Annotated in this window: 19 protein-coding genes and 1 pseudogene; 6 read left to right on the top strand and 14 right to left on the bottom strand. The window is 69.2% G+C overall.

Translation table 11 applies throughout. The annotated features are described in order from the left end of the window. Positions 1-6: 6 nt before the first annotated feature. The 8 genes and pseudogenes from G4D86_RS16185 to G4D86_RS16155 all read right to left on the bottom strand — a co-directional run bounded on the left by G4D86_RS16185 (position 7) and on the right by G4D86_RS16155 (position 8,226). The gene (locus G4D86_RS16185; RefSeq protein ID WP_205519593.1) at positions 7-1,125 is read right to left on the bottom strand and encodes a hybrid sensor histidine kinase/response regulator; all 1,119 of its coding nucleotides are present in this window, start codon (positions 1,123-1,125) and stop codon (positions 7-9) included. A gap of 31 nt (positions 1,126-1,156) precedes the next feature. Then, a complete protein-coding gene (locus tag G4D86_RS16180; RefSeq protein ID WP_163994603.1) occupies positions 1,157-1,777 on the bottom strand; it encodes a chemotaxis protein CheB in 621 nt (206 codons plus the stop codon). Between the two features lie 6 nt (positions 1,778-1,783). After that, complete coding sequence (locus tag G4D86_RS16175) at positions 1,784-2,602, bottom strand: CheR family methyltransferase (protein ID WP_163994599.1); 819 nt, start codon at positions 2,600-2,602, stop codon at positions 1,784-1,786. A gap of 15 nt (positions 2,603-2,617) precedes the next feature. Beyond that, positions 2,618-5,080, bottom strand: coding sequence for a response regulator (locus G4D86_RS52910; protein WP_275899115.1), 2,463 nt, complete (start codon positions 5,078-5,080; stop codon positions 2,618-2,620). A 114-nt stretch (positions 5,081-5,194) separates the two neighbouring features. After that, positions 5,195-6,130 carry a CHASE3 domain-containing protein gene (locus G4D86_RS52905; protein ID WP_240360278.1) on the bottom strand — a complete coding sequence of 312 codons (936 nt, stop codon included), beginning with the start codon at positions 6,128-6,130 and terminating at the stop codon, positions 5,195-5,197. A gap of 245 nt (positions 6,131-6,375) precedes the next feature. Further along, the gene (locus tag G4D86_RS16165; protein ID WP_163994596.1) at positions 6,376-6,963 is read right to left on the bottom strand and encodes an NYN domain-containing protein; all 588 of its coding nucleotides are present in this window, start codon (positions 6,961-6,963) and stop codon (positions 6,376-6,378) included. 164 nt (positions 6,964-7,127) lie between these two features. Then, positions 7,128-7,370 (bottom strand): annotated as a pseudogene (locus G4D86_RS16160) (tyrosine-type recombinase/integrase); the annotation flags it as partial. A gap of 109 nt (positions 7,371-7,479) precedes the next feature. After that, positions 7,480-8,226: a hypothetical protein gene (locus tag G4D86_RS16155; protein WP_163994593.1), complete on the bottom strand. Its 747-nt coding sequence runs from the start codon at positions 8,224-8,226 to the stop codon at positions 7,480-7,482. Positions 8,227-8,687: 461 nt separating this feature from the next. Here G4D86_RS16155 and G4D86_RS52120 point away from each other — a divergent pair, with 461 nt between their 5' ends. From G4D86_RS52120 to G4D86_RS16140, 4 genes are all read left to right on the top strand, one after another. Then, positions 8,688-8,864 (top strand): hypothetical protein, encoded by a 177-nt coding sequence (locus G4D86_RS52120; protein ID WP_205519592.1) that lies wholly within the window; start codon positions 8,688-8,690, stop codon positions 8,862-8,864. A 119-nt stretch (positions 8,865-8,983) separates the two neighbouring features. Then, complete coding sequence (locus G4D86_RS16150; protein WP_163994591.1) at positions 8,984-10,000, top strand: ATP-grasp domain-containing protein; 1,017 nt, start codon at positions 8,984-8,986, stop codon at positions 9,998-10,000. Then, complete coding sequence (locus tag G4D86_RS16145) at positions 9,997-10,869, top strand: SDH family Clp fold serine proteinase (protein WP_163994588.1); 873 nt, start codon at positions 9,997-9,999, stop codon at positions 10,867-10,869. The genes G4D86_RS16150 and G4D86_RS16145 overlap by 4 nt, the downstream gene beginning before the upstream one ends. Next, positions 10,866-11,855: a peroxiredoxin family protein gene (locus G4D86_RS16140; protein ID WP_163994586.1), complete on the top strand. Its 990-nt coding sequence runs from the start codon at positions 10,866-10,868 to the stop codon at positions 11,853-11,855. Before G4D86_RS16145 ends, G4D86_RS16140 begins: the two co-directional genes overlap by 4 nt. Positions 11,856-12,258: 403 nt before the next feature. Here G4D86_RS16140 and G4D86_RS16135 read toward each other — a convergent pair whose 3' ends face one another. The 3 genes from G4D86_RS16135 to G4D86_RS16125 all read right to left on the bottom strand — a co-directional run bounded on the left by G4D86_RS16135 (position 12,259) and on the right by G4D86_RS16125 (position 15,951). Beyond that, entirely contained in the window at positions 12,259-12,588 is a 330-nt protein-coding gene (locus tag G4D86_RS16135) for a hypothetical protein (protein ID WP_163994583.1), read from the bottom strand. 955 nt (positions 12,589-13,543) lie between these two features. Then, complete coding sequence (locus G4D86_RS16130; protein ID WP_163994580.1) at positions 13,544-14,425, bottom strand: hypothetical protein; 882 nt, start codon at positions 14,423-14,425, stop codon at positions 13,544-13,546. After that, positions 14,422-15,951: an ankyrin repeat domain-containing protein gene (locus G4D86_RS16125; RefSeq protein ID WP_163994578.1), complete on the bottom strand. Its 1,530-nt coding sequence runs from the start codon at positions 15,949-15,951 to the stop codon at positions 14,422-14,424. Before G4D86_RS16125 ends, G4D86_RS16130 begins: the two co-directional genes overlap by 4 nt. A gap of 217 nt (positions 15,952-16,168) precedes the next feature. Here G4D86_RS16125 and G4D86_RS16120 point away from each other — a divergent pair, with 217 nt between their 5' ends. Further along, the gene (locus G4D86_RS16120; protein ID WP_163994575.1) at positions 16,169-16,429 is read left to right on the top strand and encodes a fascin domain-containing protein; all 261 of its coding nucleotides are present in this window, start codon (positions 16,169-16,171) and stop codon (positions 16,427-16,429) included. A 288-nt stretch (positions 16,430-16,717) separates the two neighbouring features. Here G4D86_RS16120 and G4D86_RS16115 read toward each other — a convergent pair whose 3' ends face one another. After that, on the bottom strand, positions 16,718-16,900 hold the full coding sequence (locus G4D86_RS16115) for a hypothetical protein (protein ID WP_163994573.1): 183 nt from the start codon (positions 16,898-16,900) through the stop codon (positions 16,718-16,720). 746 nt (positions 16,901-17,646) lie between these two features. Here G4D86_RS16115 and G4D86_RS16110 point away from each other — a divergent pair. Then, a complete protein-coding gene (locus G4D86_RS16110; RefSeq protein ID WP_205519591.1) occupies positions 17,647-20,505 on the top strand; it encodes a hypothetical protein in 2,859 nt (952 codons plus the stop codon). A gap of 48 nt (positions 20,506-20,553) precedes the next feature. Here the strand turns inward: G4D86_RS16110 and G4D86_RS16105 are convergent, their stop codons facing one another. Together G4D86_RS16105 and G4D86_RS16100 are read right to left on the bottom strand one after the other, a co-directional pair. Then, entirely contained in the window at positions 20,554-22,053 is a 1,500-nt protein-coding gene (locus G4D86_RS16105) for a sensor histidine kinase (protein ID WP_163994568.1), read from the bottom strand. Then, a complete protein-coding gene (locus G4D86_RS16100; RefSeq protein WP_163994565.1) occupies positions 22,050-22,775 on the bottom strand; it encodes a GTP-binding protein in 726 nt (241 codons plus the stop codon). The genes G4D86_RS16105 and G4D86_RS16100 overlap by 4 nt, the downstream gene beginning before the upstream one ends. Positions 22,776-22,950: the final 175 nt, after the last annotated feature.

Raw genomic sequence — 22,950 nt, 5'->3', positions numbered from 1 at the left:
CGCGCCTCAGAGCCTGACGACCTCGCTGCCCCGGCGGGGTAGCACCACGCGGAACACCGTGTGCGGCCCCGCCCCCGACTCCACGTCCACGCTGCCGTGGTGGGCCTGGATGATTTGCTGGACGATGTAGAGCCCCAGCCCCAGCCCTCCCGTGCGCCCCCGCTGCTGCGCACCGCCCCGGAACGGGTCGAAGAGGTAGGGCTGCAGCTCACTCGGGATGACGCCCTTGTTGGCGACGGTGAACGTCACCGACTCCGCGTCCGTCCCGTCCAGCCGCAGCTGGACGGGCGCGCTGGCGTCGCCGTGCTGGAGCGCATTGCCGATGAGGTTCGACGCCACCTGCGCCAGCCGGTCCGCGTCCCAGTCGCCCATCAGGTTGCCCTCCTGCCGCACGTCGATGGGGTGCTGCGGGAAGGAGGTCTGGTGCTCCTGCACCATGCGCAGGACGAGCTGCCCGAAGTCCGTCTCCCCGCGCCGCAGGGGGATGCCACCCGCCAGCCGCGCCCGCGCCAGGTCGAGCACGTCCTCAATCATCCGCCCCATCCGCTTGCCGCTGGCCAGCATCCGGCCCGCGCTCCGGCGGACGGCCTCGTCCTCGGAGCGGCGCTGCAGCAGGTCCGCCGCGGTGAGGATGGCGCTCAGCGGGTTGCGCAAGTCGTGCCCGAGCACCGCGGTGAACATCTCGTTGAGCCGCAGCGTCTCGGTCAGCTCCCGGAGCTGGTGCGCCAGCTGCTGCTTCTGCCGGTGGAGCTGGAAGAAGACCTCCGCCTTGTTGCGCAGCACGTGCGGCTCCAGCGGCTTGTAGAGGAAGTCCACCGCGCCCGCGTCGTACCCCTTGAAGAGCCGCCGCTGGTCGCTGGCGCCCGCGGTGACGAAGATGATGGGGATGTGACGGGTGCGCGCCATGCCCCGCATCAGCTCCGCCAGCTCGAAGCCATCCATCTCCGGCATCTGCACGTCCAGGAACGCCAGCGCGACGTCGTCATGCCCCAGCAGCAGCTCGAGCGCGGCGGCGCCCGAGCGCGCCTGGAGCACCTCCACGTCGTCCCGGCGCAGCAGCGCCCCGAGCGCGATGAGGTTCTCGTCGAGGTCATCGACGAGCAGGCACTTCACCCGTGGAGTCATGGACACGGATTCCTTCCCGGGGACGCTCGCGTCAGCCGACATGCGCGCCCCCCATGGCCGCGAGCACGCGTGCCAGTTGTTCCAGTGAGAGAACGAAATCAGCCGGGCCGCGCGCCAGCGCCGCCAGCGGCATGGTGGGGACCTGGGCGGTGGCGGGCGCCTGCACCAGCGTGACGCCGCCCGCCTCGCGCACCGCGACCAGCCCCTGCGCCCCGTCCGAGTTGGCGCCCGTGAGCACGACGCCCGCCAGGCGCTCGCCGTAGAAGTCCGCGGCCGACTCGAAGAGCACGTCGATGGAGGGCCGGGAGAAGTGCACCGGCTCGTCCGCCGACAGCGCGAGGCTCGGCCCCCGGTCCACCAGCAGGTGGTAGTCCGGCGGCGCGAAGTAGAGGGTGCCGGGCCGCACCGGCTCCTTGTCCTGCGCCTCGAACACCGGCAGCGCGCACCGGGGCGCGAAGATGTCGGCCAGCAGGCTGCGCCGCTCGCGGGGCTGGTGGACGACGACGAAGACGGCGGGCCGGAAGCCGCGGGGCAGCGCGGGCAGCAGGACGCCCAGGGCCTCCACGCCTCCCGCGGACGTGCCCACCACCACGGCGTCGATGCGGCCGCGGAGCGACTCGGGGCGGAGGCCGGAGGCGTTGTCGGATTCCACGACGGCCTACCCCTTCTGGAAGATGCGGTCCTCGCGGGCGACCGCCGTGAAGGACGAGGCATGTTGGGAGAAGCGCAGGGACTCGCGGGAACCCAGGCCCAGGAACCCCTTGCGGCACAGCGACTCGGTGAACAGCCCCAGCGCGCGCTCCTGCAGCTCGCTGTTGAAGTAGATGAGCACGTTGCGGCAGGACAGCAGCTGCACCTCCGCGAATACGCTGTCGGTGGCGAGGCTGTGGTCCGAGAAGACGATGTGCTTCTTCAAGGACCTGTCGAAGACGGCGTTGCCATAGGCCGCCGTGTAGTAGTCGGACAGCGACGTGGGTGCGCCGGACGCGGCGTGGTTCTGCGTGAAGGTGGCGATGCGGTCCACCGGGTAGACGCCGGCCTCCGCCTTCTGCAGCGCGTTGGTGTTGATGTCCGTCGCGTAGATGAGCGTGCGCTCCAGCAGTCCCTCCTCGCGCAGGAGGATGGCCAGCGAGTACACCTCCTCGCCGGTGCTGCACCCCGCCACCCAGACCTTCAGGGACGGGTACGTCCCCAGGAAGGGGACGACGCTCGTGCGCAGCGCGCGGAAGTACGACGGGTCCCTGAACATCTCGCTCACCTGCACGGTGAGGTAGTCCAGCAGCGCCGGGAAGAGGGGCGGCTCGTGCAGCAGCCGGTCCTGGAGCTGCGACAGGGTGCGGCAGTCGAAGTGGCTCGCGGCCAGCGTCATGCGCCGCTTGAGCGACGCCATGGCGTAGCCGCGGAAGTCGTAGTGGTACTTCAGGTAGATGGCATCGAGCAGGAGCCGCAGCTCGATGTCCGCATCCTTGATGGACATGCCGTCAACCCGTCCCTAGGCCTTCGGCATCCAGACGCGGATGAGCGACAGCAGCTTCTCCACGTCCAGCGGCTTCGCGATGTAGTCGTTGGCCCCGGCCGCCAGGCACTTCTCCTGGTCGTCGCGCATGGCCTTCGCCGTCAGCGCGATGATGGGCAGCCGCTTCCACTCCGCGCGCTTGCGGATTTCGCGCATGGCCGTCAGCCCGTCCATCTCCGGCATCATGATGTCCATCAGGACCAGGTCCACCCCCTGCGCGGGCTGGGCGAGGCTGTGGGCCAGCCGCTCCAGCGCCTCCCGGCCATTGCGGGCGATGTCCACCTTCGCGCCCCGGGGCTCCAGCACGCTGGAGAGCGCGAAGATGTTCCGCACGTCGTCCTCCACCACGAGGATGCGCCGGCCGTCCAGGGCGGCCTCCCTGTCGCGCGCCACCCGCAGCATCCGCTGCCGCTCCGGCAGGAGCTTGGACTCCACCTGGTGGAGGAAGAGGGTGACCTCGTCCACCAGGCGCTCCGGCGAGCGGGCGCCCTTGATGATGATGGACTTGGAGAAGCGCCGCAGCCGCTGCTCCTCGTCGCGCGTCAGCGAGCGGCCCGTGTAGACGATGACGGGCGGGAAGGAGACGTTCTCCAGCTCCGCCATCTGCTCCAGCAGCTCGTAGCCGCTGAGGTCCGGCAGGCTCAAGTCCATCACCATGCAGTCGAAGGTCCGCTCCCGCAGCCGCTCCAGCGCCTCGCCCGCCGTGGCCACGCCGTGGATGTGCACGTCCTCGCTCTCCAGCAGCCGCTGGATGCTGTCGCGCTGCCGGGCGTCGTCCTCGACGACCAGCACGTGCCGCTCGCCCGGGGAGAACTTCACCTCCAGCTTGCGCACGGCCTCCACCAGCTGCTCGCGCTTCACCGGCTTGAGCGCGTAGCCCACCGCGCCCAACTCCAGCGCCTCGCGCGAGTAGTCCGCCACGGAGATGACGTGGACGGGGATGTGCCGCGTCTTCGCGTTGCGCTTGAGCTGGTCCAGCACCGCCAGGCCCGAGTGGTCCGGCAGGTTCATGTCCAGGAGGATGGCGCTCGGCCGGTAGGTGTCCGCGGCCTGGTACGCGTCCGCGCCGGTGTCCGTGACGATGCACTGGAAGCCCAGCTCGCGCGCCAGGTCCCGGAGGATTTCCGAGAAGCGCGAGTCGTCCTCCACGACGAGGATGATCCGCGCCCCCGGGGTGAGCCGCTCCCGGTCGTCCTCCACGGGCGCGCGCATGGGCGCACCGGAAGCCTCGGCGCGGAGGGTGGGGAACTCCATGGGCGGAGGCGGGGCGGTCGGGCCCGGAGCGAGACGGGAGGCTCCGGACACCTCGCCGGTCCGGGAGGCTCCGGACGCCTCGCCGGGCAGGGGGCCGGACGCGGACGCCGCCAGGGCCACGGGCAGCGTGAGGGTGAAGGTGCTGCCGCGTCCCGGCGTGCTGTCCACGGACACGTCACCGCCGAGCAGCCGCGCCAGGTCGCGGGAAATCGACAGCCCCAGCCCCGAGCCTCCGTACTTGCGGTGGGTGCTGCCGTCGGCCTGGCGGAACGCCTCGAAGATGACGCCGTGGAGCTGCGCGGGAATGCCGATGCCGGTGTCGCGCACGGCGAACGCCACCCGTCCCGGGGACGGGGTGAAGACGCGCAGGTCCACCTCGCCCTTCTCGGTGAACTTGAAGGCGTTGGCGAGCAGGTTCCTCAGCACCTGGCCCAGCCGCTGGGGGTCCGTCTCCAGCGACTCCGCGGCGCCCGGCTCCACCCGCGCGGAGAAGCCGATGCGCTTGTCCTGGGCCTGCGCCTGGAAGGTCCGGGAGAGGTTCTCCACGAAGCGGGGCAGGCTGACGACCTCGGGCTGGATTTCCACCTTCCCCGCCTCGATGCGCGACAGGTCCAGGATGTCGTTGATGAGCGCGAGCAAGTCATTGCCCGCGGAGGAGATGGTCTGCGCGAACTTCACCTGCTCCGCGGTGAGGTTGCCGTCCTTGTTGTCGGCCAGCAGCTTCGCGAGGATGAGCGAGCTGTTGAGCGGCGTGCGCAGCTCGTGGCTCATGTTGGCCAGGAACTCGGACTTGTAGCGGCTGGTCCGCTCCAGCTCGGTGGCCTTCTCCGTCAGGGACACCTGCGCCTGGGTGAGCACGTCCTTCTGCTTCTCCAGCAGCAGGGTCTGCTCCTCCAGCTGGGAGTTGCTCTGCTCCAGCTCCGCCTGCTGTTGCTCCAGGCGGCGCTGGGACTCCTTCAGGATGCGGCTCTGCTCCTCCATCTCCTCGTTGGAGACGCGCAGCTCCTCCTGCTGGGTCTGCAGCTCCTCGGCCTGCCGCTGGGTCTCCTCCAGCAGCTCCTCCAGGCGCGTGCGGTCATTGGACGAGCGCACGGCGATGCCGATGGACTCCGCCGCCCGCTGGAGCAGCTCCAGGTCCGACGGGTGGACGGGGTGGAGGAAGCCCAGCTCCACCACGGCGTTCACCTTCCCGTCCGCCTGCGCCGGGACGACGAGCAGGTGGCGCGGGGTGCCCTGTCCCAGGCCGGAGCTGACGGGCAGGTATCCTTCCGGGACGTCGCGCAGGTGGAAGGTCCGGTTCTACTGGAGGGCCTGGCCGACGAGCCCCTCCCCCGGGCGCGGGGCGGCCTGCTGCTGGAGGAAGGCGGCGGGCAGCGCGTAGCCAGCGAAGCGGCGGAAGCGCTGCGCGCCGTCCACCAGGTAGATGGCGCCCACCTGCGCATCCAGGTACTCCGTGAGGAAGCGCAGCACGTTGTCGCCGAGCTGCTCCAGGCGCTGGTCGCCCTGCATCCGCAGGGACAGCAGCGTCTGGCCCTGCTGGAGCCACGCGTGGAGGGAGCGCGCCCGGAAGTCGCGCGAGGTCATGTACCCGGAGATGGTGATGAGCACGAGCAGCAGCGCGGAGCCCAGCCAGGTGACGGCCAGGGACATGGTGGCCGAGCGCTGGAAGTCGCCGCTGCGCGTCTCCAGGAGCCGCCGCTCCTCGCCCTGCATCTGCTGGATGAGGGCCCGGATGCGGTTCATCAGCACCATGCCCTGGTCGGTGCGGACCACGGTGAGCGCGGCCTCGGTCTGTCCGCCCTGCCGCAGGTCGATGGTCCGCCGCAGCTCCGTCATCTTGTCGGTGACGAGCGCCTTCAGCTCCCCCAGCCGCTGGACCTGATTCGGGTTGTCGTCCAGCAGCGCCCGCAGCCGGGTGAAGTGCTCCTCGAGCCCGCGGCTGGCATCGGCGTAGGGCCCCAGGTAGGAGTCCTCGCCCGTCAGCAGGTAGCCGCGCTGGCCCGTCTCCGCGTCCTTCAGCGTGGACAGCAGCGCCTCCAGCCGCTCGGCCACCTCCAGGGTGTGGCGGACCAGGGCCCCCGTCTCGGCGTTCGTCTGGAGCGAGTTGTAGGACAGGACAGCGATGAGCAGCACCGCCAGCGCCGCCACCACGAAGCCCGCGAAGGTCGCCGGAGGCAGCGGCGGACCGAACCGGGAGGCGCGCGAAGCCGCTGCCTCCTGCGTGGCCGGACTCATGGCCGCCCCCACTCATCGCGGGAGCTGGGGCCCTGGACTGCACGCACCGTGCGGACGTGCCATCCGCACTCGGGATACTGGTGTACACCTGTCATGAAGAGCGCGCCTTGCGGGGAGGGAGACGCAGGAGGCCTCCCTACCAGGAACACCCCCGTCCCGGCTGGCACCGGGCGCGGGGCTGTTCCCTCGCGCACACTTCCTGGAGCTGGAGCCCTCCTTCCAGGCAGGCGGCCCGAAGCCCCGGCCTACAGGAAGATCGTCGCGTCGAACTCGTCCACGTTGACGGGGAGCATGCGCGGCAGGGGCCGCTGGAACACGCGGGCGTTCATCTCCAGGTCCAGGATCTTCAACCCGGAGGGGACGAGCTCCCGGAACTTCTGGCTCACGTACTCGCGCAGGCCCAGCACCGCCACCTGTCGCTTCTCCGCCAGCATCGGCTTGAGGGCCTCCGCGAAGTCCGCCCCATCATGGCTGGCGAGCACCACCGCCGCGCCCGGCCGCTGCGTGCGGATGTTCTCCAGCAGCTTGAGGATGCCCAGGTCCACCACCTTCTGGTCCGGCCGCCCGTACAGCAGCGCCACCTCGCACCCGGCGGACTTCAGCGCCCGCACGAAGCCAATCATCACATCCGGCAGTTGCTCGCCGCGCGCGTTGAGCACCACCACGCAGCGCACCGGCGCCGGGAAGTTGGTTTCACAGAAGGACACCAGCCGGTCGAACTGCACGCGGTCCTGGGGCTCGGGCTTGCGGCCCACCACGTTGGACACGGCCCAGTCGATGTTCTCGGCGTCGATGAGTACGTAGGAAGCAGCGGGGGGACGTCCGGTCAGCATGGCCGGCAGGATATGCGGCACTTCGGTGTCCGGGGAGACTCAGTGAAGTCCCAGGCTCGAAAGCCTGCCCGGTGTCCACGGTGGCCCCGTCTTCTCCGGCGCCACCTCTCCCCCCCGAAATGATGCATCAGAGATGCTCCAATCATGACCCGACCCTGATGCTCCGGCCGGTCGAGCTGCTGCACCGCGCTCTCCCGGGCCTCCGGCGCGAGGTGGGCGTAACGCATGGTCATTTCGATGGTGGCGTGGCCCATCAGCTCCTGGATGACCTTGAGCGGGACGCCCCTCATGGCGAGGTGGCTGCCGTAGGTGTGCCGCAGGTCGTGCCAGGCCGCTTGGTGACGACGCTGGAGTGCTTGTTGTTGTTCTCGCTTCCTCTGCGCCCCTGAAAGCGTGCCCTTGGCCACGGGGGGAATCCACCCAACCTGCGCCGACGGCACGAGGCTTCAACTCCCCCACCGCCTCGGCTTCACCATCACGCTCCAGGCCCGCTACCAGTCCACGGGCCACCTTGGTTCAGTCGAGCCACTTTCCCGCCGGAGCGAGCTTCACGATAGCGGCCTCGATCTCGCCATCGAGGTCGCTGCGCAGCTGATCGCGATCGGCGTCCACCGTGGAGGTCGTGGTCGTCTTCGTGACCGTGGTGCGGTTGCGGCCGCCCACCCGTTGCGTGCTCACGCTCGTCGTGGTGTTGCGCACCTGGTCGCGGCGGCCTTCGCTGGTGAACGAGATGGGGAAGCCACCGATGGGCTTTCCGTCGGCAAGGTCGAAGGCGACGACGTCGCCCTCGAAGGAGCGCCCCTTCACCTCGCGGGTGCGCAGCACGAAGACGTAGGCGAGGTTGGCGCAGGCATCGAGGTACTCGATGGCGACGTTGGCGTGCACGTTGGCGGCGGTCTGCAGGCCGTAGGTGCCCTTGTCGAGCAGCTGGCCGCAGGACTGAACCAGCTCGGCCTGCCTTACGCGCATCGTGTAGTGCGGAGGCTCGTCCTTGAAAACCGAGAGGTCGTCGAGGTCCTCGGCATAGACCACGGTGCCGGTGCGCAGCGGCGTGGTCGTGAGGAAGGCCATGACGAGGGGCGCCGCGCCGAGCGTGAGCGAGCCCTCATTCACCGGCGGCAGCGCCCGAGCCTGGTCCGCGATCGACGTCACCTTGGCGAGCTTTTGGGCCACGGCCATGCGTCGCTGCTCGATTGCCTTCTTGGCCTCACCGCCGCAACCCGCGGCCAGGACCGCCGCCAACAAGAGTGCTTTCTTCGTCACGCTCAATCTCCTGCTTGCTGCGCCCCGGGACCGGCGGGATGTCGGACGAGCAAGACGACCGCTCTGGCGCGCGACCTGGAAGCTCCGCGTCCCAGGACGCACGGTTCATGCGCCAACTATAGCCAGACCCGCCGCCGCTCGGGTAGGGCCCAGGGAACACAAACACGTTCCACTCGTACTCCGGCGTGTCGGCGCTCCCCGCGGGGTCGACCGCCGCGATATTCACAAGCAGTCCACGACAGGCTCGGGAAGCACCTCCAAAGGAGAAGCCATGAAGGCGTTGGCTGGCGTATGAGACTTGCTCCGAGCTCTGTAACGAGAATGCCTCCCAAACTGGAGGCAAGCTCATGCCAGCTTGATTTTGTTCATGACCAATGCCAGCGTTTGCAGCAGCGTTGCCACACAACGCCGCGACGTGCTGGCTGCCGCGCCGCGCCATTTCGGCTCAAGAGGATCCGGTCATGAACAGCGACAAGAAGGTCTTTGCTTTCAAGCTGGCCGAGAAGAAGGAGAAGAAGGAGGAGGCAAAGACCACTAAGTGGAAGGCCCGCGAGGGGGTCTCGGTGGCCGGGTGCTCGGGCCCCGACGCCCGTGTGGACGACGATTGGTGGGGCGCCGACCAAGGCTATTGGTGCTAGCCGACGCCCTTTGCCACGGCCTCCGAGTCTCTCGGGGGCCGTGGCGATGTCGCTCATGGCAGCCCTGAGCCGGACTCGAACACGCCACCCCTCCCCTGACGGATGACCTGCCCCACCGAATGCCCAAACGCGTTCTGATCGTCACGAAACGGGCCGACCTGCATGCCGACATCGTCTCGACGAAGATCGCGACCGCTGGCGGCAATCCCTTCCGGCTGAATCTCGACGAATTTCCCAAGCACTTCGCCCTGACGCTGGAGTTCGCCCGCGGGCGCTGGGAGGGTGAGCTCACCCACCTCCCCACCGGCGAGGCCCTGTCTGTCTCCGACATCGGCGCCGTCTGGATGCGCAAGAAGGCGAGCTTCAGCTTCCTCTCGGCGGACCTCTCGCCGCAGGAGCAGGCCTACGCCGAGGGCGAGATGGAGCACATGCTGTTCAGCATGCTCTACTCCCTCGACTGCTACTGGATGAGCCACCCGGTCGCCCTGCGCGGGGCAAGCTGGAAGGGAGAGCAACTGCTGCGCGCCGCCCGCCTGGGCTTCTGCGTGCCGCCGTCCCTGGTCACCAACCGCCGCGGCGACGTCGACGCCTTCCGCGCGAAGCTGGACGGAGACATCATCTTCAAGGCGCTCTCCTCGCCCACACTGGCCGCCTCGGAGGTCGCCCTCGAGGACCGCAGCGCTGGAAGCCTTCCCACCACCCGCATCACGGACGAGCACGCGGCGGCGCTCGATGCAGTCGTGGAGCTGCCCTGCTTCTTCCAGCAGCACGTGCCCAAGCGCCACGAGCTGCGGGTGACCGTCATCGGCGACCGGGTGTTCGCCGCGCGCATCGACTCCCAGGAGGACCCGCGCACCGAGACCGACTACCGCGACTTCTCGGCGGAGATCCGCTACGCGGCCGAGCGCCTGCCGCCGGAAGTCGAGCGCCGCTGCCTGGAGCTGGTGCACAGCTACGGCCTGAACTACGGCGCCATCGACCTCATCGTCACCCCGGGGGGCGAGTACGTCTTCCTGGAGAACAATCCGGGCGGGCAGTTCCTGTTCATCGAGGAGCTGGTGCCGGAGCTGGACATGACGGGCGCCCTGGCGGCGTGCCTGGTGCAAGGGGCGCGGGCGAGGGAGCGCGCCACGTGAACATCCGCCGCCATATCGAAGAGCTCGAAGCGCGAAGGGACAGCAGGGTGCTGGTCCTCGCGGCCTCCCACCTCGAGCTCGAGCTGCTGCCCGAGCTCTACGACGCCCTGCGCGGCCTCGGGCGCCCGGCGCGCCTGGACGTGGTGTTCTACTGCAGGGGCGGCGTGGTGAACGCGGCCCGGCGCATTGCCCTGCTGCTGCACGAGTTCACCGACCACCTCGCCTTCATCGTGCCGCACCGCTGCGAGTCCGCAGGGACCATCACCGCGCTGGCCGCGCGGGAAATCGTCGCCGGGCCCGTCGCGGTCTTCTCGCCCATCGACCCCTTGCTGCAGACCGCCCCGTCCTCCCAGGGAGAGGGGCCGCTCGCCATCTCCTCGCAGGACGTGCGGCTGTTCAGTCAGATGGCCAGGGAATGGTTTGGCCTCGAGGAAGGCGAGGCGAAGAAGCAGGCCATGTCGGTGCTGTTCGAGAACATCTTCCCGACGACCCTGACGTCGTTCTACCGCTCCATCCTGGAGGCCCGGGCCATCTGCGCGGAGCTGCTCTCCCTGCACCTGGCCGATGCGCCGGAGGCGCAGAGGACCCACATCGCCGACCAGCTCCTCTTCGGCCACCACTCCCACACCTACGCCCTCACCCGCGACAACATGGCGGCCCTCGGGCTGCCCATCCGCCGCGACGCGCCGACCGAGGACCTCGCCTGGGAGCTGACCCGTGGCGTGCGCGGCACCCTCGGTGGCGGCGTGCGGCGCAGCGTGGAGGACGACTGGGTCGACGCCATCTTCGCCACCCGTGAGGGGGTGCGGCGGCGGCGGCGCGGCCAGGGCGGGCTGGAGCCGAAATGGGAGGCCGGCGAGCTCGAATGACGGCCACCTGGCTCTCCGAGGCCTGTCGCCTCTACATCCTCGTCGTGCTCGTCGCCGCGGCAGCCGGAAAGGCCCGCGCGATTGGCAGCTTCGCCGAGACTCTCGAGGCGCTGGTCCACCTCCCCGCCCGCTGGAGCCGAAGCGCCGCCGCCGCCATCGCGACTTCGGAGCTCCTCGTCGCGCTGGCGCTCGTCGTCGGCGGAGCAGCCGCCCATCTCGGCATGGCCGCGGCCCTGGGGCTGTTCCTGGCGTTCACCGCCGTGCTGCTCGTCGCTCTCATCCAGCGGCGGGCGGTGAACTGCAACTGCTTTGGCGCTGGCAACCATTGGATCTCCGCCTGGGACCTCGTCCGCAATCTGCTGCTGATTGCCGCCTGCTCGACCTGGCTCCTCATGGGGCCGGCGGTGGTCGCCCTGGCCCCGGGCGAATGGCTTCTTGTGCTTGGCGCAGCCGTACTGGCCTTCCTGCTCTCCACGAACCTGCACTGGCTCGCGCCCCTGCTGCGCCTGGTGCGACGCGCGGGGGCCGCGGAGCCGCCCTTCACCCTCCCGCTCGGGCAGGTCATCCCGGCGTTCGAGGGACGGGCGCGGGCGGACGGCCGACGCATCACCTCCTCGGAGCTCGCGGGACAGGCCGCCGTCCTGCTGTTCCTGTCCAGCGGATGCCCGAAATGCCGTGGAACCATCCCCGAGCTCCTGCGGATGCTCCCGGCGATCCGCGGCGCCGGCGTTGGCCTGTGGATTATCCCCGCGGACTCCCGGCACGACATCTCGGAGCTGCTGGAGGGCTCGGCGTTGCTGGAGCATGTGCTCGTCCTGGAGCCCGCCGTGCGCGACGGGCTCAACCCCCGGCAATCCACGCCCTTCTACATCTTCATCGACCACCGGATGGTCGCCCTGGCGAGCGGGCTGATCGGGGACGACGACTGGAAGAGCTTTGTCGAACAGATGAAGGAGCTCGCCCCCGGCGCGGACACCGCGGCGTGAGCCCGCCCCCACCCACCGCCCACCGCCCGCAACAGGGTGAGGGTGCGCGCATCGGGGCCTCCGCCACGCCCACCTTCTTCATCAACGGGCGTCCGGTGGTGGGCGCGCTGCCCATCGACCCGTTCCGCCGTGTCGTAGACAGACACCGTCGGTCGCGGGAGTACGGGTTCAAGTCCCGTACTCCTCGCCATTGAGAGCCCAGCAATCCTCAGGGGTTGCTGGGCTTTTCTTTTTCCTCCGTCCCCCTATGTGCCCTCAGTTGGATCGGGCGGTACTTGAAAGGGCTCGAGAGAAGTTCCCGGTTGAGGTTCTCGGTACCTGGACGCGCTGCACCTCGCACTTGAACGCGCGCCAGCACCGGGGGGGGAGCGGGCGACGGTTGAGCCAGTCGTGGGGCGGCCCCTCATTCTCCCTGGGCCCGAACCTCCCTGGTGCTTCCGCGCGGCGTCTTCAGGTTCACCAGCGGCGTTCCGTCCGACAACACGTAGAGATCCGCTTCGGACTTGCCGTCCTTCCCCATGGCCATGATGCCAGCCCATTGCGCGGAGTTCTTCACCGAGACCGCCGGCTGTCCTCGACCGCGGGTGAGTCCGAGCATCGGCACGTCCTCGTCGGTGACCTTGAGGAACGCATCAGCCACCAGCTCCGATCCGCGCAGCAACAGCGACGGCTCGCCGGTTGCGCTCAATCCCAGATACAAACGAACCCGGGATGCATCGTCCCAGATCTGCACGCCGCGGCTCTGCTTCTCACCCTTCGCCAACCCCTTGGGGCGGGCCTCGTGCACAGGCCAGGGGCAAGGGGACGGTGGGCAACCCCAGGTGCCTCAACACCTCCTTGACGCCGGGGCCTTTGAGCACCGCCACTACCCTCCGGCGCCCGCCGCAGCCACGACAGGTGAAGACGTCGAAGTCGAAACTGCGCTTCACCAGTGTCGCCTGAATCCAACCGCGCTGCGCGCTGCTTCCTCCTCACCTCCGCAGCGCCAGCAGGCGCCTCAACGGTCTCCCAGTTCGAGGCCTGTATCGGCTACAAGGCGTGCAGTTCGATTGCGAACACGTTCTGCTCGCCCGTGGGCGCGACGACGCATTGCTGCGCCAGCAACGGCACCACCAGCGACCTCATCTGCGCACGCACCAGCCCGTCCTCCGCGGCGCGGTGGCTTTGCTACTGAGCCCCTCACCGGTCTGCGCTCGCGCGGCGTGAGTTCCCACGGCTCCGGGGGTTGTCTAGACATTTGTAGCTCGAATACCCTTGGCTGCTTCCTCCCCGAGGGCGAAACGGCGCGGTGCTGCGAGGGCAGCGTCACTCGCGAGCTCCATTGTTCCCGGCTTTGCAAGCAGCGCGTCTGGCAGGAATGAAGCCCTCGCGCGCCCGCGCACCGGGCTGTGCGCGCTCGGGCTGCTGCCTACCCCGTTGCGCGGACTGCGAAGCCTCCCCGCTCCGAAGGAGGCCACCCGTCCACTCCACGTGCCGAGCTGACAGGTGCGTCGCCGCGAAGGGCGCTATCAGCTCAGCCCATCAGCTGAGGCGACATCTTCCCTGACACGGGGCGCGGCCTTCGCCGTCAGTCGCAATAGTCTCCGCTCTGGTCGGTGGCTTCGCGGGGCCGTCCACAGCCTGGAGCGCTGTCATGAAACGAGTCTGGGTATCTTGCCGAGCGAGCGCACCGGGTCGGCTCACAAGGGTCATCTCGTGACGGCACTCGGCCTGAACACCGTGCCGTAACACCCGATGATCGACGAATCGAGCAGGACCTCGCGGTCCGTCTCGACGCAACGAACCCAGAGTCTCCAGCCTGCGCCCGAGGCGGCCTGCGCGCGATGCAGAGAGAGCCCGTCGGTGCGCACGATCGAGGACGCCGGTTGCGCCACGATGGGCGGCGAGAGCGCGCGAATGTGAGCGTCCAGGCCGTCGAAGTTGGGAATGAGCTCGGGCAGCGTCATCGTGACGGGCGAGGTCGCGAAGAGGGTCGCGCAGTGCTCGGAGGATTGATAGGCGAGATACCGAGGCGGGACCACGCCGCTCGCGAGCCTCGCCTTCATGTCGTGCAGAAGGTTGTGGCCGAGCGCTTCGACCGCGGGACCTCGGGCCACGATGCTCCCATCCACGTGCCAGTGCTGGCTGTCGACAGGCACGTCACCCGGCTCGAAATATTGGATCTTCGAGTCGACGTAGACGAAGCGCTTGTCGCCGATGAGCAGTTCCTTCATCGCTTCGAGCACGCGCCGGGTCAGCGGTCCCGCCACCTCGAGGGCCTCCTCGAGGGGACACCAGCAGAGCGTGACACCATCGCCGCGGACCTCGTCCTGCGTCGGGACCGGCAGGACGCGCTCGACGGTGTAGAGGTTCGGGAAGGTGGCTTCGAACTCTGCGATCGGGCGCGACCCGTCGAGCGGATACGCGTCGAGCGTGGTGGGTCGCATCTCCTCGACGACGACCGGCTGCGGTGCGCTCGCGGCTCGGGCCGCTCGTTTGCGGGTCGACCCGTGGTAGGCGCCTTCGCCGGTGAACGGGGCGATCTGCTGCGAGTCGAGAGTGTGTTCTTGTCGAAGGTGTTTGAGGTTCATACGAAGTCGAACATGGCTTGGAAGTATTGCAGTTTGGCCTTGGGGTCCTGCGACAGCCGGATCACCTCGGGCACCCGCTCGAGAAGATACTCGGAGGTGTCTCCCGTCGGCTTCGAGCTCAGATATCGCTGCGGGAGCCCGTAGAACGTGTTGTAGGCCACGTTGGAGATCGGCTCGCCGGTCTTCCGGTCGAAGATCGCGGGCAAGCGGGTCCAGTCGTGCTCGATGAAGAAGCTCTCAGCGCCCCACCGCAGGCGGAAGCCGAGCTTCTCCATGCGCGGGAGCCAGGGCGGGTCGCCGATCTGCCAGAAGCCCCTACCGCACAGCAGGTGCTGCGAGTGCTCGACGGCACGCTGGTGCTTGTCGAGGTGGTCGCGAGCGTACTTCTCCACGATCTTGTCGAGCAGGAACTGGGCGAGCTTGCGCCCGCGCTCCTCCTTGCAGACGACGAAGTTCGCGATGTGGTGGTAGCCCTTCGGTTTGAAGCGACGGATCTCGGGGAAGGCGAACCTTTCGAACCACCTGTGCGCGGGATCGTCGCCATCGGGCTGGTCGAAGTCGACGGTTTCGCGGATCGTCGAGTGCCTCAGATTGTTGTAACGGCCGGTGAAGAAGAACACCGTGTCCTTGCTCCGTCCGACGAGGATGGTCGCGAGGAGCTCGCTTCGATCGTGACTCACGCGCCGCGACAGCACGAACCGATGGCCCGTGACGCCCCAGATATGCGCGACGCCGTATGGCGAGATGATCTCGAGTTGCACGCGCCTGACGACCGCCGCGGGCAATTGGCCTTCGCGGTCGTTGCGCGCGTCCTCGAGTGAGCGGCTGAGCAGCGAGGAGACTGCGCGCGCGATTTCGGGAACGGCGCTCGAGACGATGCCGAGCTCCATGTCATCGTCGAGGAGCACATGATTGGGCGCCGAGGGATTGTGGGACCCGTCGTAGCGGACGTAGGCGCGGCGAAGGACGGAGGTCGGTATGAACCGGTCCTCGGGATTCAGGTTGACGTACTTTTCGAGTTCCCTGCCCGCCATCCTGCCGTCGCGGCACTTCGAGATGGCGTCGATGATCTTCTTCTCCAGAACCGCATCGCGGCGGCCCTCGAGCGAAGTCTTCCGCGAGTCGCCCGGGTTGCCGAAGGTCGTCCCGAGTCGCGTGACCAGGCTCGGATCCGCTCCTGCCGCCTGCAAGCTGTCGACGATCTCCCTGTTGCCCCGGCGCCGCGCGAGGATGAGCGCGGAGTACCCGTCGTTGTTCTGGACGTCGAGCTTCGCGCCCACCTTGATCAAGACGCTGGCGAGCTCCGCGCGATTCTCGCAGGCGGCCCGGAGCAACGCCGTGTTGCCATCGGTGTTCCGCGCGTTCAGGTCGGCACCGGCCTCGATCAAGGTCAGCGCGATGTCGTGATACCCCTCGCTCACGGCCCAGATCAGAGGCGTCTCGTCGCGTTCTTGGAGCCGCGACTCCAGCCCAGAGGGCTCGTGCAGCTTCTCGAAAACCTCGGTGAGCTTGTCTGGCTTGGTCATTGTCGATGCCGACGTGGGTCTGCCTGAGAGCGCACTCCGTGCGTGTCGATCCGGAGTGTGCACTCCATCGTTCCGCCTGCCAAGCGAGCCGGCGTCGCTGTGCGTGCAACACGGCGGAGGACCCAACCGTGTTCCGGAAATGGAGCGTGGCTCAACTCCTCACTGCAGTACGAGCGCGACCGTGTGGGTCGTGCAGTCGGGCTTGGCCGAGCAAGATATGAGAAATAAAATCATCTCCAGTGGCGGCTCGGGGGTGACAGCCTCCCCTACGGCGCCTGGCGACCATGAAACCTTCCGCATCTGGAAGATGGCCGGCACGGGCCTCCTCACCATCGGCACCGGAGACACCGTGGCCCTGGCGACGCTCGATTTCGGCAACCCCCGCTACGTGGTGGCCGAGGACGGCGGCGGCGGCCCGGTGAACGCCAACCGCACCTCCGTGGATGCCTGGGAGCAGTTCATCATCACTTTCGAGTGAGGGACGACCTGGGGTAGGGCCCAGGAGCTCCGTGCGAAGGCAGACACGCGGCTGGGAGGGCGTGGTCGCGGGAAATACCGTGGCCACGCCCAGGTCCTCGTAGCCGGGTTGCCCCTTCGCCGGCGCCAGCGCACCGGCGCCCGCGCGTCCTGAGCGGCACCGAGGACGTTGCCGATGACCCCTTGAATCCACCCAACCTGCGCCGACGGCACGAGGCTTCAACTCCCCCACCGCGCCGGCTTCACCATCACGCTCCAGGCCCGCTACCAGTCCACGGGCCACCTTGGGTCAGTCGAGCCACTTTCCCGTCGGAGCGAGCTTCACGACCGCGGCCTCGATCTCGCCATCGAGGTCGCTGCGCAGCTGATTGCGATCGGCGTCCACCGTGGAGGTCGTGGTCGTCTTCGTGACCGTGGTGCGGTTGCGGCCGCCCACCCGTTGCGTGCTCACGCTCGTCGTGGTGTTGCGCACCTGGTCGCGGCGGCCTTCGCTGGTGAACGAGTGCTCTCTTCGTCACGCTCAATCTCCTGCTTGCTGCGCCCCGGGACCGGCGGGATGTCGGACGAGCAAGACGACCGCTCTGGCGCGCGACCTGGAAGCTCCGCGTCCCAGGACGCACGGTTCATGCGCCAACGATAGCCAGACCCGCTCCGGCGAGCAGGCGCATCAGCGTCCAGAGGCGGTCGTCGGCGAAGCGCAGTCTCGGCGCGGTCAGGGCGTCCGGGCTCACCGCCTGACCCAGGCGTTCGCCCAACCCTGGCAGTTCGAAAACACGGTACGGACCTGCGCTCCCTGGTCTGTTCCTGCGCTCGAAAGGGCCCCCTTCATCACATCTCGGGTGTCCACGGAACTGGGGCAGACTCAGGTCCAGGTTGCCCTGCTCGACCAGGCGGGCGGCGTGGGCGAGGCCGGGGAGCACCTCGTGGCAATACCAGCGCGCGCTGGTCACTCGGGCCGCACCTGGCGCAAGGGGCTCGTCACCCGCGGCCTCGGCCGCAAGGAAATGATGCTCCAATCATGACCCAACCATGATGCTCCGGCCGGACAGCCGGGCCTTCATCTCCGTCATTCCCTGACGCCGGAAGTCCGGAGGAAGTCCGCTCTTGTCCGTTCGATTGTCATTCCTCGTCACCCTGGCCGCACTCACCCTGCTCGCGCTCCACGGCTGCGGATCCGCTCCGTCAGCCGCTGGCCCCACCCACTCGCGGGCGGCGGGTATGGCGCCCGCCACCGGCCCGGTGACCCTCGTGACAGACCTGAACCCGGCGCCGCTGGGACGCCAGCTCTCCCTCGCGGCCCCGTTCGTCCGCATGGGGGACGCCGTCTATTTCTCTGCGACGGGGGTGGGCGTGGGCCAGGAGCTGTGGCGCACGGATGGCACCCCCGAGGGCACCACCCTCGTGCGCGACATCCTCCCGGGGCCCTGGAGCTCCAACCCGTCCCTGCTCACGGTGTGGAGGGACAGGCTGTACTTCGTGGTCTCCCTACCGTGGGGTGGCATCACGCTCTACGTCAGTGACGGCACGGCCGCTGGCACGCTCCCGCACGCGGTCATCATTCCCGAAGGCCAGGGGGTGACGAGGTTCGTGGACTCCGTCTTCCCCACGCACAACGGGCCGTGCCTGTCGCTGGTGTCACATGGCTTCGGAGGCGCGGACGCGCTTCTCTGCGCGAGACAGACGCCCCAGGAGCTGGTGCGCATCCCGGGCGCCTGGGAACAGCTGACCGACAGCTTCAGCTCCCCGTTCAGCGTGTTGGACGGGGTGGCATACTTCGACGTGGGCCTGTCGCACGAGGGCTGGCGGACGGACGGCACTCCCGAGGGCACGTCCCGCTTCTTCGTGGAGCTGCTGCCGGGGCTGTCGAGCGGAGCCCACTCGCTGACGTCCTTCCAGGGGACGCAGTACTTCCGGGGCGGCGATGCGGCCGAGGACCGCGCCAGCCTCTGGCGCACGGATGGCACACCCGGCGGCACCGTCCGGGTGAAACAGCTCGCCGGGCAGGCCACCTGTGCCTGCGGGCTGTTCCCCGTGGGCGGCACGCTCTGGATGCCGCACCACACCCCGGAGACGGGCGTGGAGCTGTGGAAGTCGGACGGCACGGCCGAGGGCACCGTGTTCGTGAAGGACCTCGTCCCCGGCACGGCCAGCTCGAGTCCCTCCGGCTTCGTGCGGCTCGGAGAGAGCACGCTCTTCTGGGCGGGCTCGCCCGAGGGCTTCGGCGTCTGGCGCACGGACGGCACCGCCACCGGCACCGTGTTCGTGAAGGCGACGCCAACGCCCCAGGGCGGCCAGGTGGTCGGCGGCGTGTTCTTCTTCCAGCACCTGACGTCCAGCCTCGAGCAGGAGCTCTGGCGGACGGATGGCACGGTCGAGGGCACCCGGTTGGTGCGACGCCTGGATTTCGGCGACGACTTCGAGACGGGCCCCTACCTGCCGAGCGTCACAGAGGTGAATGGGACGCTCGTCTTCCGGGGCAGGGACGCCGAGGACCGCTTCGGACCCTGGCGGAGTGACGGCACGGAGGAAGGCACCCTGCCGCTCGTGGATGCGCACGGAACGAACAGCTCGGCGCCGAGGAACCTCGCCGTCATCGGCTCGCGCCTCTACTTTCTCGGGCTCGGGCCGGGGACGAAGTACGGGGTGTGGACCACGGACGGCACGGCCGAGGGAACCGTGGCGCTGCATCCCGAGGTCTCCCGCTTCGTCCCGCTGCCCGTCTTCGGTGGCACGCAGGGACGGGTGTTCTTCCGGCCACTGGATGCCACCGTGGGCCAGGAGCTATGGGTCACCGACGGGACGGCCGGGGGGACGCGGCTGGTGAAGGACATCGTGCCGGGCGTGGGGAGCTCATGGCCGGAGCCGCTCGCCTTCACGGGGGGCGCGCTCTACTTCGGGGCCAAGGAGAAGGGGGCCAACGTGGGCGAGCTGTGGCGCACGGACGGCACCCCCGAGAACACGTGGCCGGTGCGGACGCTCCTGCCCGGGGGCTTGGGCGCGGCGTGGCCTCCCGCGCTGGCGGTGGGGAACACGGTGTACTTCCAGGCCACCACCGCGGACGCGGGCCAGGAGCCGTGGCTCACGGATGGAACGCCCGAGGGGACGCGCATGCTGGGCGACCTGGCACCGGGGACCGCGTCGAGCGGCGCGTGGCCCCTGGCCACCGTGGGGGACACGCTCTACCTCTTCGACGGGAGCCGGCTGTGGAAGTCGGACGGCACACCCGCGGGCACCCTCGTCGTGAAGGACGTCGGCCGGGGCACGGCGATGAAGCCGGTGGTGGTGGGCTCCACGCTCTACTTCCTCGTGGGGGGCTCCGTGACGTACGGAGTCCCTGCGTCGGGCTACCTCTGGAAGACGGATGGCACGCCCGAGGGCACGTTGCAGGTGCACTCCACGCTGCGGGTGGAGCAACCCACGGCGATGGGGGGCGTGCTGTACTTCTTCGAGGAAGAGCCCCTGGACACCCAGGCCCTGTGGCGCACGGATGGCACGGAGGCGGGGACGTGGCGGGTGAAGGAGCTGCCGCGCATCTGGTGGCTCGAGGGCTCGTCCCTGTCGGAGATGCTGGCCGTGGAGCCCGAGGGACGGCTCATCTTCGCGGCGGCGGACGCGTCCGGCGTGGAGCCCTGGGTGTCCGACGGCACGCCCGAAGGCACCCGGCCCATTCAGGACCTGTACCCGGGCACGCCGGGCTCCACGCCCCACGGCTTCTCGCGACTGGGAGACCACGTGTATTTCGGGGCCGACAACGGGACCCTCGGCTTCGAGCTGTGGAAGGTGCCGGTCTCCGCGCTGATGGCCCCGGGGCCTGACGGCACCGAGGCCGATGCGGGTACGGCGGTTGATGCGGGCACGACCGACGACGCCGGAGTCGCCGATGATGCGGGTTCGATGGCTGACGCGGGCACGACCGACGACGCGGGCACGGCCGACGCCGGAGCCACCGACGCGGGCACGCCGCCCCCGGACCCCGACGCATCGGAGAGTGGCTGCGGCTGCGGTGCGACGAGCGTGGGCCCACCGTGGCTGATGCTGGTGTTCAGCGCGTGGATGGGGCGCCGTCGCCGGGCCTGAGGCCAGTGGAGCGGGCCGGAAGGAACGTTCCTTCCGGCACCCGCACCGTCAGAACCGGTCCTGCCCGGACGGCACTTCGGGAAGCGGCGCCACGGCGGACAGCACGCCGTGCTCGGGCATCGGCGGGTGCAGGGGCAGCACCACCGTGAAGCGCGAGCCCCGGCCGAACTCGCTCTCCACGGACACGCGCCCGCCGTGTCCCTCCACCAGGCTCTTCACGATGGCCAGCCCCAGCCCCGCGCCGCCGTGCTCGCGCGTGGAGCTGCCGTCCACCTGGTAGAAGCTCTGGAAGATGTTCTCGAACTGGTCCGGACGGATGCCCACGCCCGTGTCCTCCACGCAGATGCGGTAGCCCTGCGCGCCCAGCTCCGCCTGCGCGCCCGCCTCGGACAGCACCACCGACACCCGGCCCCCGGACGAGGTGAACTTCACCGCGTTGGCCAACAGGTTCACCACCACCTGCCGCAGCTTGTCCGCGTCCGCCGCCAGCCGGGGCTGCGCCGAGTGCGGCAGCCGCACCTCCAGCTCCACGCCCTTGCGCTGCGCCTGCGGCGCCACGCTCGACACCGCCGTCTGGATGACGCCGGTCAGGTCCACCGGAGCAATCGCCAGCCGCAGCTTGCCCGCCTCGATCTGGCTCAGGTCCAGGATGGACGAGATGAGGTTGAGCAGCGACTCGCCCTTCTCCACAATCGTCCGCACGTACAAGAGCTGCTCCGGGTTGAGCACCCCGGCCAGCCCCTCGGCCAGCATCTCCGAGTAGCCGATGATGGACGCCAGCGGCGTGCGCAGCTCGTGGCTCACCGTGCCCAGGAAGGTGGACTTCAGCCGGTCCAGCTCCTTCAGCCGCGTGTTGGCCTGCGCGAGCCGCGCGTTGTGCGCCTCCAGCTCGCGGTGCGTGTCCAGCATCGCTTCGATGTGCAGCTGCGTCGTCAGGTAGGCCCGCTGCCCGCTGGCCACCAGGGCGCCCAGCACCTGTCCGAAGTGCGTCAGCACCTGCGCCGCCGTGCGCTCGGGCGCCCGGCGCACCTTGCCCACCAGCTCGTGCGCCCGCGCCAGGTCCACCCCGGCGATGTCCGTGAGCGTGGGCGGGAAGTCGCGCAGCTCCTCCGGCGAGAAGGGCCCCAGGATGACCCGGCCCAGCGGGTCTCCCTCCCAGCGCACCGGCATCACCAGGTAGCGCAGGCCGGTGAAGCACGGCAGCGCGACGATGCCCGCCTCCTCCACGCCCTCGCCCACCGCGGGCCGGGCCCCGTGCACCGGCGCCACCGGGCCGTCCTTCACCCGGGCCACCGTGGCCGTGCAGCGCGCGCGCCCGTCCGGGAAGGTGAAGACGTAGGAGCAGAAGTCCCCGTGCCCCACCTTCACGTCCGCCAGCTTGGTGCCCCGCGTGTCCAGCACCTTGATGCCCACGCGGTACAGCTCGCTGAAGCTCTTCACCACCTCGGTGAAGGAGGGCAAATCCAGCATGTCCGCCAGCGACAGCCGCCGCTGGAGCACCGACTCGCGGCGCTGGGAGCCCTCGGGCGGCCCGCTCGTGGCGCTCATCGCGCGCCCCCGCTGCCGCTGCGCTCACCGCCGGTCGGCTGCCCATAGCGGGCCTCCAGCTCCGTGCCCGTGACGTCCATCCTCCGGAAGATCTGCCCCAGGAATTCCTCCTCCGTCAGCGCCAGGTTGCGCGCCAGGTGGGCGCGCGCGTCCAGCCGCCGGTAGGCCGCCTGGGCCACCGCGTGGAAGGTCTCCAGCACGCCTTCGCCCTTGAGCGCCACGGCCCCCACCACCGCCTCGCGGCCCCGCTTGCGCGCCACGTCCATCTCCGCTTCCGACCGGGCGTCCGGCAGGTCCCTCTTGTTGAACTGGATGACCACCGGCACCTGGTCCACGTCCAGGCCGTTCTCCTTCATGTTTTCCTGCAGGTTGCGCCAGTAGGCATTGTTGTCCGCGGTGGCGCTGCGCCGGCTGTCGGCGATGAAGGCGACCGCGTCGGCGCCCTGGAGCACGATGCGGCGCGTCGCGTTGTGGATGACCTGGCCGGGCACCGTGAAGAGCTTCACCTTCACCTTGAAGCCGGAGGAGGTGGAGAAGAAGACGGGCAGCAGGTCGAAGAAGAGCGTGCGGTCGTCGTGGGTCTCCACGGTGAGCAGGCGACCTCGCACTTCCGCGGACGCCCGGGCATGCAGATGGCGCAGGTTCGTCGTCTTCCCGCTCAGCCCGGGCCCGTAGTAGACGATCTTGAGCGTCAGCTCTCGCTGGGCGTGATTGAGTTGCAAGGGGGGAGCTCGGGCTGACCGTTTCGTGTGAGGAGGTAGACCTCTGGCACACGACGCCCGTTTTTATAGTGGGAAGCGGCCCGGCGCGGAAGGCCGGTCGGGTTCCGGGCGTGGAAGCGGGGCTCATTCGAGGAATGGGCCGGGCGCATGGAAGGTTTGGCGAGGTCCGGCTCCT

It is taken from the genome of Pyxidicoccus caerfyrddinensis (assembly GCF_010894405.1).
Classification (GTDB): Bacteria; Myxococcota; Myxococcia; order Myxococcales; family Myxococcaceae; genus Myxococcus; species Myxococcus caerfyrddinensis.
Note: the sequence above shows the minus strand (reverse complement) of the source record. Positions and strands in the feature narration are given on the sequence as shown.